The organism is Kaistia defluvii (assembly GCF_040548815.1).
GTDB classification, from domain to species: Bacteria; Pseudomonadota; Alphaproteobacteria; order Rhizobiales; family Kaistiaceae; genus Kaistia; species Kaistia defluvii_A.
In genome coordinates, this window is sequence record NZ_JBEPSM010000001.1 from 1002094 (window position 1) to 1014196 (window position 12103).

Consider the following 12103-nt stretch of genomic DNA (forward strand, 5'->3'; position numbering starts at 1 on the left):
ATTGTGCCCGGTACAGATGGATCGGGAAGATTGCAGGATCCATCCATGTTGAATGGCTGGGTCGAAGATCTCGGTAACGAGACGATACTGCATCGGCCTGAAACGACGGGTATTCCAGGGGAACAGAAGGCTGCACGATGAACAGGAAGATTGCTTCTATTCTGATTGGCGCCGCGATGGCGCTGACAGGCGCAACGGGTGCCGGGGCAGGCACGCTTGAAGACGTGAAGGCCAAGGGCTTTCTTCAATGCGGCGCCAATGGCGGCAATTTGATTGGTTTCGGCGCCACGGATGAAAAGGGCGAGTGGAGCGGCATCGACGTCGATTTCTGCCGCGCAATGGCGGCCGCCATCTTCAACGACCCGACCAAGGTGAAGTTCACGCCGCTCAACGCCAAGGAGCGCTTCACCGCGCTGCAGTCCGGCGAAGTGGACGTGCTTTCCCGCAATACGACCTGGACGATGTCGCGCGACAGCTCGCTCGGCCTGCAGTTCGTCGGTGTCACCTATTATGACGGCCAGGGCTTCATGGTCCGCAAGGCGCTCGGCGTCTCGTCGGCGCTGGAGCTCTCCGGCGCGAAGGTCTGCACGCAGACCGGCACCACGACCGAGCTCAACCTCGCCGACTATTTCCGCTCGCACAACATGCCCTACGAGGTCGTGGCGTTCGAGAAGAACGAGGAAGTGCTGCAGGCCTATGAGGCCGGCCGTTGTGACGCCTACACCACCGACGCCTCCGGCCTCTATGCCGAGCGCCTCAAGCTGACCAATCCCGACGAGCACATGATCCTGCCGGAGATCATCTCTAAGGAGCCGCTCGGACCGGCCGTTCGTCAGGGCGACGACAAGTGGTTCACGCTGGCAAAGTGGACGCTGTTCGCGCTGCTGAACGCCGAAGAGCTGGGCCTGACCAAGGCCAACATCGACGAGAAGAAGACCTCCGACAATCCGGAGATCAAGCGCTTCCTCGGCATCGAGGGCAATTTCGGCGAGCCGATCGGCCTTCCCGCGGACTGGGCCTACAACGTCATCAAGGGCGTCGGCAATTACGGCGAGATCTTCGACGCCAATATCGGTCCCTCCACGCCGCTCGGCATCGCGCGCGGCCTGAATAATCTCTGGTCGAAGGGCGGCATCCAGTACGCGCCCCCGATCCGCTGACTTGATCGAGTCGACCACGGACGGTTCGCCGTCCGTGGTTCGCAGCGGTGACGGGCGCCAAGACCCGAACCGTGCGCATGGACCGACAAAAGACCGGTTCCTCCGGTCGATGAGGGGATACAGTTTTGGCAGATAGAGGCGCGGCGTCCGCAGGGGGACGCATGGCTACCCTTCTGAACAATCCGACGATCCGAGGCTACGCGTTCCAGATCGTCTTCGTGCTTGTCCTGGGCTGGCTGGTCTGGGACATCATCGACAACACCGCGCGCAACCTGCAGAAGGCGAACATCGCCGCCGGCTATGGCTTCCTGGACCGGACGGCCGGGTTCGGCATCGTCCAGAAGCTGATCGCCTACGCAGAATCGTCCTCCTACGGGAGGGCGCTGCTGATCGGCCTGCTGAACACGCTCCTCGTCTCGGGCCTCGGCATCATCCTGGCGACCGTCATTGGTTTCATCGTCGGCGTCGCGCGGCTCTCTTCCAACTGGCTCGTGTCGCGGGTCGCGACCGCCTATGTCGAGATCCTGCGCAACATCCCGCTGTTGCTGCAGCTTTTCTTCTGGTATTTCATGGTCTTGCGCGCCGTTCCGGGCATGCGCGAGAAATGGTCCCTGTTTGGTGTCTTCCACATCAACATTGGCGGCCTGCATGTGCCCAAGCTGGTGCTGGGCGATACCGCCTGGATGGTCGGCGCCGCCATCCTGATCGCCATCGCGTTGATGATCTTCGTGGCCAAATGGGGCGCGGCCCGGCAGAGCGCCACGGGCTATCGTCCGCCGGTTGGATGGATCAACCTCGCCATCCTGATCGGCCTTCCCGTGGCAGCCTTCTTCTTCGCCGGCCAGCCGCTGCACTTCAACGTGCCGGTATTCAACGAAACCGGACCCTTGCTGCGGCGGGGCTTCCAGCCGGATTCCGGCATGACGATCATCCCCGAATTCGTCGGCCTGCTGCTTTCGCTGTCGCTCTACACCGCCGCCTATATCGCCGAAGTGGTGCGATCGGGCATCCAGGCCGTTAGCCGGGGCCAGACCGAGGCAGCCGCCTCGCTCGGGCTTCGCTCGGGTCAGACTCTGCGCCTGGTGGTGGTGCCGCAGGCGATGCGGGTCATCATCCCGCCGCTCACCAACCAGTATCTCAATCTCACCAAGAACTCGTCGCTGGCCGTGGCCGTGGCCTATCCGGATCTGGTCGCCGTCGGCGGCACCGTACTGAACCAGACGGGACAGGCGGTCGAAGTCGTCAGCATATGGATGCTGTTCTATCTCGGCCTCAGCTTCCTCACTTCCGCAGTCATGGGCTATTTCAACAAGCGCGCCGCGCTGGTCGAACGGTGAGGACCGCGCCATGAATGCTCCAAGCCAAACCTTCGTCAGCAACGCCCTCATCCCGGCCCAGGCGCCGCCGGCCAATTCCGTCGGCATCAATGGCTGGATGCGGAAGAACCTGTTCTCGACGCCGCTGAACAGCGTCATGACGGTCGTTCTGCTGGTCTTCATCGTCTGGGCCGTGACGCCGTTCATCCGCTTCACGCTGATCGACGCGACCTGGACGGGAACCGACCGGCAGGCCTGCCTGCGATCGACCGGCGCCTGCTGGGCTTATGTGAAAGCCTATCTTCCGCAGTTCATCTATGGCCGCTATCCGATCGGCGAGCGCTGGCGCGTCGATCTCGTCTTCTGGATGCTTGTGATCGGCATGATCCCCATGCTGATCCCGCGCGCGCCCTTCAAGCGGCTCAACGCCATCTTCCTGCTCGGCATCTTTCCGGTCGCAGCCTTCATCCTGCTGACGGGCGGCCACTATCAGTTCGCCGGCCGGCTGATCCCCAACAGCGTGATGCCGCCATCGCCGCTGCGGTTCGCCATCGAATTCGGCATCCTTTCGGCGGTGATCCTGTTCTTCGTCGGACTGTTCGCCTGGCTGTCCGGCAAGCCTGTCGCCGGTTCCGGCAATGTCGTTGGGATCATCCTGGGCTGCGTCGCCGCGGTGCTCGCGCTCTGCGGCATCGATTTCGGTCTGGTCCCCGTGGAGACCGCCAATTGGGGTGGTCTCCTGGTGACGCTGGTCGTCGCCATCACCGGCATGATCGCGTCCTTGCCGCTCGGCATTCTGCTGGCGCTCGGCAGGCGTTCGGAGATGCCCGTGGTCAAGCTCGCCTCGACCATCTTCATCGAGGTCTGGCGCGGCGTGCCGCTCATCACCGTGCTGTTCATGGCCTCGGTGATGCTGCCGCTGTTCCTTCCCGACGGCGTGACGTTCGACAAGCTGCTGCGCGCCCTGATCGGCGTAGCGCTGTTCAACGCCGCCTACATGGCCGAGACCATTCGCGGCGGCTTGCAGGCGATTCCGCGCGGCCAGTATGAAGGCGCCAAGGCGCTGGGCCTCGGCTATTGGCAGATGATGCGGATGATCATCCTGCCGCAATCGCTCAAGATCGTCATTCCTGGCATCGTCGGCTCGTTCATCTCCCTGTTCAAGGATACGACGCTGGTCATCATCATCGGGCTGTACGACTTCCTGGGCCAGATCCAGGCCTCGGCGAACGACGCCAAATGGGCCTCTCCGGTGACTGGACTGACGGGCTATATTTTCGCGGCCATGGTGTTTTGGGCATTCTGTTTCTCGATGTCGCGCTATGCTGCCTTTACAGAAAGACGGCTCGACAGGGGCCGCAGATGAATTGCAAGGGGAACTGAAGATGTCGGATCTTTCCGTCGCCACCGAGGAACTTCCGCCGGTTGCGCCCGCCCTGAAGGTCTCCTCCACCGACGTCGCGGTCGAGATGGTCGACGTCAACAAGTGGTATGGCGAGTTCCACGTCCTGCGCGACATCAACCTCAAGGTCATGCGCGGCGAACGTATCGTGATCTGCGGACCCTCGGGATCCGGCAAGTCCACGCTGATCCGCTGCATCAACCGGCTGGAAGAACACCAGAAGGGCAAGATCGTCGTCGACGGCAAGGAACTCACCAACGATCTCCGGAAGATCGACGAGGTGCGCCGCGAGGTCGGCATGGTGTTCCAGCACTTCAACCTGTTCCCGCATCTGACGATCCTCGAGAATTGCACGCTGGCGCCGATCAACGTGCGCAAGATGCCGAAGCGCGAGGCCGAGGACATCGCGATGCACTATCTGAACCGGGTCAAGATCCCGGAACAGGCCAACAAATATCCGGGCCAGCTTTCTGGCGGCCAGCAGCAGCGCGTCGCGATCGCGCGCTCGCTCTGCATGAACCCGCGCGTAATGCTGTTCGACGAGCCCACCTCGGCGCTCGATCCGGAAATGATCAAGGAGGTGCTCGACGTGATGGTCGGTCTGGCGCTCGAAGGCATGACGATGATTTGCGTCACGCACGAGATGGGCTTTGCCCGCCAGGTGGCCAACCGCGTCATCTTCATGGATGGCGGCCAGATCATCGAGCAGAACGATCCGGTCAGCTTCTTCACCAATCCGCAGCACGAGCGGACCAAGCTGTTCCTGAGCCAGATCCTGCACTGACCGTCTGGCGTCCAGACGCGAAAAAGCCCGGCAGCGGAACTGCCGGGCTTTCTTGTTATTGAGGGTGACTACCGGCCCTGCAGCAGGGGCGTGATGTTGCGGATGGTCACGCGGCGGTTCTGGCGCTCCGGCCCGTCCGTCGGGATCTTCAGATAGCGCTCGCCATAGCCCTGGCTGATGAGAGCATCGCGGGGAATGTCGAAATACTCGGCCAGGATACCCGCCACCGACGCCGCACGCCGATCCGAAAGTTCGAGATTGGCGAGGTCGGTGCCCACGGCATCGGTGTGCCCTTCGATCAGGAACACGGCATTCGGATTGCGATCGACGACGCGACTGATGGCGCGACCGATGGACCGCAGCTTTCGCACCTGATCATCCGGAACCCGCGCCGAACCGAACTCGAAGGTGATCGAGTCGAGATCGACACGCCGCACCATGTCGCGAACCCTGGGGTCCCTACGGATTTCATTGATCGAATAGCCACGGTCGATCCGCTGCACCGGGGCCGAGCGGAACGTATCCTCGATCTGCCGTTCGGTGGCGCGCCCGCCATCGATGAACCGGCCATTGGGACGGTACGGACGCGGATCGTCGCGATAGGCGCCCGGAGGCGGGGGCACTTCGCGATCGCCGGGGCGGCGTCCCTCGATGAAGATATCGCGGGGCGGCGGGCCATCGCGGTAGTCGTCGCGATACGGTCCGTCATCACCGGGGCGCGGCGGACGAGCATCGGGGCGAGGGCGGTCATTGCCGGGGCGCGTTGCATCGGGACGCGCCTGTTCGCCGCGCGGCGGCCGAGTCGTCGCATCGTCAGGACGGCGGCCGGGCCCAGGGCGAGCGGAATCAGGCTCGGGCTGGGGCCTGGGCCGCGTTTCAGCACCCGAAGCTGGAGGCGTCGGCCTGCGGTCGGGAGCCGGGCGGCTATCCGGCGCAGGCTTGGCGTCGGACTTGGCCGGCGGTGCCGGCTTCGGCGCGGGGGCATCCGGCTTCTTGGTATCGGCGGGAGGCGCCGGCGGCTGGTAGGGCTTGGGCTGCGCGCCCTTGTCGGCGGGCGGATTGGGCTGCGCCTGCCGGGGGGCGGGACGGGAAGGCTCGGTCTCCGCAGGGGCACGGGCATCCGGCGCAGGCGCGCCGCCGCCACCCGCCGTTTCCGCCGAACGAAGGTCCTTCATGGCTTCGGAGACACCTCGACGCGCGGCGCGGACATCGCCGCCCGTCTCTTCGGCCTGCTTCAGCGAGTTCTGGGCCTGCTCGAGCAGTTCGCGGGCCCGGGATACCCGGTCCTCCGCCTGCGCGACGACGATCGGTGCGTTGATGGAGCGAACCTGCTCGGCGAATGCCATCGATGGACCCGCCAGCAGAACCGGGATCGCTACCGATGAAAGCAGAAGAAAATGAGAGGGTTTCATGGGCTTCCTACAGCTAGGCCTCAGCCGGCCGATCACGCAACACGCGGAACGGAATTGCGTTCCAATCTCGCGTCTGCTTGCCGCCAAAATGCGGCGACCATGAGAGGGATATAGCCGGAAGGCCCCTGAACGGCGGCTGAATGGGCTGTTCAGCGAACCCGCAGGTACCTAGACGCGCACCAGCCGGACATGCGGCGGCGGGGGCAGTTCGATCCGGATGGGGTCGCCCGGGGCGATCACGCCACCGGTAAGCACGATGCTCATGATGCCGGCCTTGCGCACCAGATTGCCCTCGTTGTCACGGTCCAGCGTGGCGGCCATGAGACCCTTCTGGTAGCGTTCGAGCTGAACGCAGGGATTGCGCAGGCCCGTAACCTCAACGACCGCTTCGGGCCCGATCCGCAACCGCGCGCCGGTTGGAAGGCCGAGCAGGTCGATACCCCGGGTCGTGATGTTCTCGCCGATCGTGCCGGCCGAGACGGCAAAGCCTTGCGCCTGCAGTTCGTCGAGAAGTTCCTGATGGACGAGATGAACCTGGCGCAGATTGGGCTGCGTCGGATCCTGGGCCACGCGCGAGCGATGCTTGACCGTCTCGCCAAGATGGGCGTCTCCCTCGACGCCCAGCCCCGCGATGAGCCGAATGCTCGGCTGCGGCTCCTTGCTGAAGCCATGCACCGCGCTTTTGGAAACGGCAACGACGCCGGCGTTCATGGAAGCGGCCCGATTTATGTCGCGTCGGCCGGTCCGGTGACGACCGGAGTATCGGAGGCCGAACCCCATTCGGCCCAGGAGCCGTCATAGAGCGCGACATCCTTGGCCCCGATCGTGCCGAGCGCGAGGGTGAGGATCGCGGCGGTGACGCCCGATCCGCAACTCGTGACGATCGGCTTCGAAACATCCACGCCGGCGGCTGCAAACGCCGCCTCGATCTCGGCTGCGCTCTTCAGCTTGCCGTCGGCAATGAGAGACCCGGCCGGTACATTGCGGCTGCCGGGCATGTGCCCGGAACGCAGGCCGGCGCGGGGCTCTGGCTGCTCGGCGCGAAAGCGTTCGCCCGGCCGGGCATCGACGATCGTCGCGCTGCGGTCCGCCACCAGGTCCCGCATGTCGGCGATCGAACGCACCTGCGCCGCGTCAAGCTCGGCATGGAAGGTCTTGGCGGCCGGTTTGGCTTCTCCGGTCTCGACCGGTCGGCCTTCGGCGACCCATTTCGGGAAGCCGCCCTCAAGGATCCGCACATCCTTCGCGCCCATCACGCGAAACGTCCACCAGACGCGCGGCGCGGAGAACAGGCCGGCACCGTCATAGACGACGATCGTCTGCGTATCGGAAATGCCGAGCTTACCGACCGTCGCCGCGAATTGCTCGGCCGAAGGCAGCATGTGGGGCAGGCCGGAGTCGGTGTCCGCTACCTTGTCGAGATCGAAATAGACGGCGCCTGGAATATGCGACGTCAGGAATTCGCCGGCCGCGTCCCGGTTGGCGTTCGGCAGGTACCAGGAGGCATCGACGACGGAGATCGACGGGTCGCCCAGGCGGTCGGCAAGCCATTCGGTCGAAACGAAGGTGGTGGCGCGGTCGATCATGTCCGTCTCCCGGAATCGGAATGCGTTAGCGGCGTCAGGCGAAGCGGATGCGCACGCGCCGGTTCTGCTTGCCCTTGTTCTCGATCTTCGCCACGACGAGGGCGCCGATCTCGCTCGTCGTCTGCACATGCGTGCCGCCACAGGGCTGCAGATCGATATCGCCGATCCGAACGAGACGGACGCGGCCGCTGCCCATGGGCGGCATCACGCTCATCGTCTTGACCAGACCGGGATTGGCGAGGAGTTCCTCGTCGGTGATCCACTCGGTCGAGACGGCGTGGTCCGCGGCCATGAGCGCGTTGAGCTTTTCCTCGATCGCCTCCTTGGCCGGCACCGCACCGTCGATGTCGAAATCGAGATGCCCTTCCTCCGCGCCGATCCGCCCGCCCGAGACCGGGAAGGGCAGCGCGACCGTCAGGAGATGCAGGCCGGTGTGGATGCGCATGTGGCGATGGCGCGTTGCCCAGTCCAAATGCTGGACGACCGTTTCGTCGGGCGAGGGCAGGGCGGAGCCCTCCTCCGGCACGTGCACGATCTCGCTCTTGCTGTCGCCATAGACCGTCGTCGCGATCTTGATCATCGACCCGTCGGCGCGTTCCAGCGTGCCGGTATCGCCCGGCTGGCCGCCGCCGGTGGCGTAGAAGATCGAGCGGTCCAGCAGGATGCCACCCCGCTCGTTGATGCCGACAACCCTGGCCTCAGCGGTCGAAAGATAGGCATCGTCGCGGAAGAGCAGGGTCGTTTCGGTCATTACAGCGCCTTTTCGTAGGGGACGGACATGTCCGCATGCCCTTCCAGCCAAGCGGGGACCGGCAATCCTTTTTCGCGCAGGAACGCCGGATTGAACAGCTTCGATTGATAGCGAGTGCCATAGTCGCACAGGATGGTCACGATGGTGTGCCCGGGTCCGAGCGCCTTGGCGAGGCGGATCGCGCCGGCAAGGTTGATGCCCGACGAACCGCCAAGAACCAGTCCCTCATGCTCGGCGAGGTCGAAGACGACTTCCAGCGCCTCGGTGTCGGTGATCTGGTACGCGGCATCGACGGGGGCGCCTTCCAGGTTGGCGGTGATGCGGCCCTGGCCGATGCCCTCGGTGATCGACGATCCCTCGGCCTTCAGCACGCCGGTGGTGTAGTAGCTGAACAGCGCCGCGCCGAGCGGATCGGCCAAGGCGATCTGGATGCTGGGGTTGCGTTCCTTCAGCGCGATGCCGATGCCGGCGAGCGTCCCGCCAGAGCCGACTGCCGACACGAAGCCGTCGACCTTGCCGTCCGTCTGCGCCCAGATTTCAGGGCCGGTCGTCTCGATATGCGCCTGCCGGTTGGCGACATTGTCGAACTGGTTGGCCCAGATCGCACCATTCGGCTCCGTCTTCGCCAGTTGCTCGGCGAGGCGGCCGGAGAGCTTCACGTAGTTGTTCGGGTTCTTGTAGGGGACCGCCGGCACCTCGATAAGCTCGGCGCCGGCAAGCCGGAGCGCGTCCTTCTTTTCCTGCGACTGGGTCTCGGGAATGACGATGACCGTCTTGAAGCCCAGCGCGCTCGCCACCAGCGCCAGGCCGATGCCCGTATTGCCGGCGGTTCCCTCGACGATCGTGCCGCCCGGGCGGAGTTGCCCCTTAGCCATCGCATCCCGGATGATGAACAGCGCCGCGCGGTCCTTGACGGACTGGCCCGGGTTCATGAATTCGGCCTTGCCCAGGATCTCGCAGCCCGTCTCCTCGGACGCCCGGCGCAGGCGGATCAGGGGGGTGTTGCCGATGGCTTCGATGACGGAGGGGAGAACGGCCATGATCGCTTTCTTGAACTGGAGGCAGGGAGGCTAGCGGGCCCACAGACTGGCTTTAACCGGACCCGCCGGGCAAAGCACCATTCCCCGGCAGCTTCGACGCGTGCGAAATATCATGCTTCATTCCTCTGCAATTCCGGAAGACGAATCCACATCATCTTCGCGCATCTGGGCAAAGGCACGCAAAGCCCGCTCGCGTGTAGCACCGAGATCTACAATCGGCTCGGGGTATCCGGCGACGCCACCCGCTTTCCAGGGGGCATGAATGTGCTTGGCCGGAACATCCGCCAGCTCGTGCACATGGGTTCGCACATAGTCGCCTTTGGCGTCGAACTTTTCGCCCTGCAGGACGGGATTGAAGACGCGAAAATAGGGCGCCGCATCGGCGCCGGAACCCGCGACCCATTGCCAGCTGGCCGGGTTGTTCGCGGCGTCGGCATCGACCAGCGTGTCCCAGAACCACGCCTCGCCAATGCGCCAGTCGACCATTAGGTTCTTGATCAGGAACGAGGCGGTGATCATGCGCACGCGATTGTGCATGAAGCCGGTCTGCCAAAGCTCGCGCATGCCGGCGTCGACGATCGGAATGCCGGTCCGGCCCTGCTGCCAGGCGACCAGAGCTGTCTCGTTGACGGCAGGCCACGGAAAAGCGTCGAACCGCGGCTGGAAGTTGCGCGTGGCGAGATCGGGCTGGTGGAACAGCAGGTGCCAGGAGAATTCGCGCCAGCCGATCTCGGACAGGAACTTGTCTATATTGGCCTGCCTGATCTTTGCCGTATCGCCGAGCGCCTCGGGCGAAACGCCATGCCAGAGCTGGAACGGGCTGATCTCGCCGAAGCGCAGATGCGGCGACAGGCGCGATGACGCGTCGGCGGCCGGCTCGTCTCGATGGGCTGCATAGTCCTTCAGCCGCTCCGCGCGAAAGGCCTGGAACCGTGACTGCGCGCCGGCTTCGCCGGGCGTCCAATTGGCTCGCAGGTCGCCAGCCCAATCCGGCCGGGTCGGCAGAAGCTTCCAGCTTTCGAGGTCGTCGGATCGGAGGTTCGCGAGCGGCGCGGGAAGGGTCTTCGGGGCCGGAAGCGGCGCGCGTGGCGTTTGCGCCCGGCAGGCGTTCCAGAACGGCGTGAAGACGCGAAACGGCTGGTCGGCCTTGGTGCGCACGGTCCAGGGCTCGAAAAGCAGGTTGGCCTGGAAGCTCTCGACCGCGGCGCCCTTTTCCTTCAATGCCGTCTTGATGGCAGCATCGACGGCGCGCTCGCCGCCGCCATAGCGGCGGTTCCAGAAGACGTGGCCTGCATCGATTTCGGCCGCAAGCTCCAGCAGCACTTCCTGCGCCGGGCCATGCCGCAGCACGAGCGTCTGCCCCTGTTCGGCCAAGGCTTTACCGAGCGCATCCAGCGATCCGTGCAGCCACCATTTGGACGCGCCGCCGAGCGGGCGGATGCCCTCGCTCATCTCGTCGAGGATGTAGAGGACGACGAGCGGGGCTGCGATCTTCGCTCCCGCCGTCAGGGCGGGGTTGTCGGCAAGGCGCAAATCATCGCGCAGCCAGACCAGCGTGGGCTTCAGGTTATCGGCCATGTCACTCCGCCGGTGCGAATTCTTGCGTCTTCACCCGGTCAATGCGCGCCCAGCCGGGCCGTTCAAACAGGAAGCGCAGCCGCGTGCCGCGCACAGCCCAGTAGAGCAGCAGCGGCACGAGCACGCCCATTGCCGTCACGATCAGCGATACGGAGCCGAGATCGGGAATGACTCCAGTGCGCAGCAGAAGCACGCGGGTCGCCGCCATCGGCAGGAAGAAAGCGAGATAGATGACGATCGAATGCTCGCCGCAATAGCGCAGCGGCGCCATGAGATCTGCCTTGGAGAGCAGGGCCGAGAAGGCGACGACGGCGCAGGCGCCAAGGATGCCAAGCCCAAGCCCGATGAAGGGCATTTCGGAGACCCCGCCAAACACCGCGAAGCCGTTGATGAGGCCCCAGGCGACCAGCCCGAGCACCGCCAGGGCCGGTTGGGCGATAACCGCCGCGGCAAGACGGAATACCTGCGGCGCGAACAGGTATCCGGCATAGAAATAGACGAAGCGGGAGGCGAACTCGTCGGGAATCGTCCAGCCCGTATGGATCGGTGCGATTTCCAGAACGGCAGCGGCGAGCAGCACGATCCAGGACGGAACGCCGCGCAGCAGCTTGGTCACGGCGAAGAAGATCGGCAGCAGATAGATGAACCAGAGCGTGCCGAAAGGCTCGATGAAGGCGAGCAGGAACTGCCCGAGCGCCCCCGCGACGCCGTCTTCAGCCGCCATGCCGGGCGCCTTGAAGGCGAACTGGATGACCAGCCACAGAACGTAGAAATAAGCGAAGTGTACGATCTTGCGGTCGGCATAGGTGCGCCAGTCGCGATCGATGACCTTGGCCAGGAATAATCCCGAGATCAGGAAGAAGTCCGGCATCCGGAAGGGGCGGGCGAAGGCCACTACATGGCCGAGCCAACTCTCCGCGCCGGCGGCCTTTTCGACGCCGAGTGTCGAATGCATCATCACCACCATGATGATGCAGAACCCCTTGGCGTAATCGACCCAGTCGATCCGGGCGCGTCCCGACATTGATTGCCAACCCCGTTTAGACTGCGAGCAAGACGAAGAGCCGGAAGCGT

The 12103-nt window shown here is 64.6% G+C and carries 11 protein-coding genes; 4 read left to right on the plus strand and 7 right to left on the minus strand.

From position 1 onward, the window contains the following. Window positions 1–137: 137 nt before the first annotated feature. The 4 genes from ABIE08_RS04730 to ABIE08_RS04745 all read left to right on the plus strand — a co-directional run bounded on the left by ABIE08_RS04730 (window position 138) and on the right by ABIE08_RS04745 (window position 4662). Window positions 138–1160, plus strand: a complete 1023-nt coding sequence (locus tag ABIE08_RS04730) for an amino acid ABC transporter substrate-binding protein (RefSeq protein ID WP_354549104.1) — start codon at window positions 138–140, stop codon at window positions 1158–1160. 161 nt (window positions 1161–1321) lie between these two features. Further along, on the plus strand, window positions 1322–2497 hold the full coding sequence (locus tag ABIE08_RS04735) for an amino acid ABC transporter permease (protein ID WP_354549106.1): 1176 nt from the start codon (window positions 1322–1324) through the stop codon (window positions 2495–2497). 10 nt (window positions 2498–2507) lie between these two features. Further along, window positions 2508–3842 carry an amino acid ABC transporter permease gene (locus ABIE08_RS04740; RefSeq protein WP_354549107.1) on the plus strand — a complete coding sequence of 445 codons (1335 nt, stop codon included), beginning with the start codon at window positions 2508–2510 and terminating at the stop codon, window positions 3840–3842. Between the two features lie 19 nt (window positions 3843–3861). Continuing rightward, window positions 3862–4662 carry an amino acid ABC transporter ATP-binding protein gene (locus ABIE08_RS04745; RefSeq protein ID WP_323181628.1) on the plus strand — a complete coding sequence of 267 codons (801 nt, stop codon included), beginning with the start codon at window positions 3862–3864 and terminating at the stop codon, window positions 4660–4662. Between the two features lie 68 nt (window positions 4663–4730). Here the strand turns inward: ABIE08_RS04745 and ABIE08_RS04750 are convergent, their stop codons facing one another. The 7 genes from ABIE08_RS04750 to ABIE08_RS04780 form a co-directional block, all read right to left on the minus strand. Further along, the gene (locus ABIE08_RS04750) at window positions 4731–6008 is read right to left on the minus strand and encodes an OmpA family protein (protein ID WP_354549109.1); all 1278 of its coding nucleotides are present in this window, start codon (window positions 6006–6008) and stop codon (window positions 4731–4733) included. A 234-nt stretch (window positions 6009–6242) separates the two neighbouring features. Continuing rightward, the gene (locus tag ABIE08_RS04755) at window positions 6243–6785 is read right to left on the minus strand and encodes an MOSC domain-containing protein (RefSeq protein WP_354549111.1); all 543 of its coding nucleotides are present in this window, start codon (window positions 6783–6785) and stop codon (window positions 6243–6245) included. 14 nt (window positions 6786–6799) lie between these two features. Next, on the minus strand, window positions 6800–7660 hold the full coding sequence (gene sseA / locus ABIE08_RS04760) for a 3-mercaptopyruvate sulfurtransferase (RefSeq protein WP_354549112.1): 861 nt from the start codon (window positions 7658–7660) through the stop codon (window positions 6800–6802). A gap of 34 nt (window positions 7661–7694) precedes the next feature. Then, on the minus strand, window positions 7695–8411 hold the full coding sequence (locus ABIE08_RS04765) for an alanyl-tRNA editing protein (RefSeq protein WP_354549114.1): 717 nt from the start codon (window positions 8409–8411) through the stop codon (window positions 7695–7697). After that, window positions 8411–9451: a cysteine synthase A gene (locus tag ABIE08_RS04770; protein WP_354549116.1), complete on the minus strand. Its 1041-nt coding sequence runs from the start codon at window positions 9449–9451 to the stop codon at window positions 8411–8413. Before ABIE08_RS04770 ends, ABIE08_RS04765 begins: the two co-directional genes overlap by 1 nt. A gap of 117 nt (window positions 9452–9568) precedes the next feature. Then, entirely contained in the window at window positions 9569–11029 is a 1461-nt protein-coding gene (locus ABIE08_RS04775) for a cryptochrome/photolyase family protein (RefSeq protein ID WP_354549118.1), read from the minus strand. 1 nt (window position 11030) lies between these two features. Beyond that, window positions 11031–12053, minus strand: coding sequence for an acyltransferase family protein (locus ABIE08_RS04780; RefSeq protein ID WP_354549120.1), 1023 nt, complete (start codon window positions 12051–12053; stop codon window positions 11031–11033). Window positions 12054–12103 lie beyond the last annotated feature (50 nt).

Excerpts from the sequence above, each read along its gene's own strand:
- ABIE08_RS04730 (WP_354549104.1), top strand. The coding sequence starts at position 138 with ATGAACAGGAAGATTGCTTCTATTCTGATTGGCGCCGCGATGGCGCTG.
- ABIE08_RS04780 (WP_354549120.1), bottom strand. The coding sequence starts at position 12,053 with ATGTCGGGACGCGCCCGGATCGACTGGGTCGATTACGCCAAGGGGTTC.
- ABIE08_RS04770 (WP_354549116.1), bottom strand. The coding sequence starts at position 9,451 with ATGGCCGTTCTCCCCTCCGTCATCGAAGCCATCGGCAACACCCCCCTG.
- ABIE08_RS04740 (WP_354549107.1), top strand. The coding sequence starts at position 2,508 with ATGAATGCTCCAAGCCAAACCTTCGTCAGCAACGCCCTCATCCCGGCC.
- ABIE08_RS04735 (WP_354549106.1), top strand. The coding sequence starts at position 1,322 with ATGGCTACCCTTCTGAACAATCCGACGATCCGAGGCTACGCGTTCCAG.
- sseA (WP_354549112.1), bottom strand. The coding sequence starts at position 7,660 with ATGATCGACCGCGCCACCACCTTCGTTTCGACCGAATGGCTTGCCGAC.
- ABIE08_RS04745 (WP_323181628.1), top strand. The coding sequence starts at position 3,862 with ATGTCGGATCTTTCCGTCGCCACCGAGGAACTTCCGCCGGTTGCGCCC.
- ABIE08_RS04765 (WP_354549114.1), bottom strand. The coding sequence starts at position 8,411 with ATGACCGAAACGACCCTGCTCTTCCGCGACGATGCCTATCTTTCGACC.
- ABIE08_RS04750 (WP_354549109.1), bottom strand. The coding sequence starts at position 6,008 with ATGGCATTCGCCGAGCAGGTTCGCTCCATCAACGCACCGATCGTCGTC.
- ABIE08_RS04775 (WP_354549118.1), bottom strand. The coding sequence starts at position 11,029 with ATGGCCGATAACCTGAAGCCCACGCTGGTCTGGCTGCGCGATGATTTG.
- ABIE08_RS04755 (WP_354549111.1), bottom strand. The coding sequence starts at position 6,785 with ATGAACGCCGGCGTCGTTGCCGTTTCCAAAAGCGCGGTGCATGGCTTC.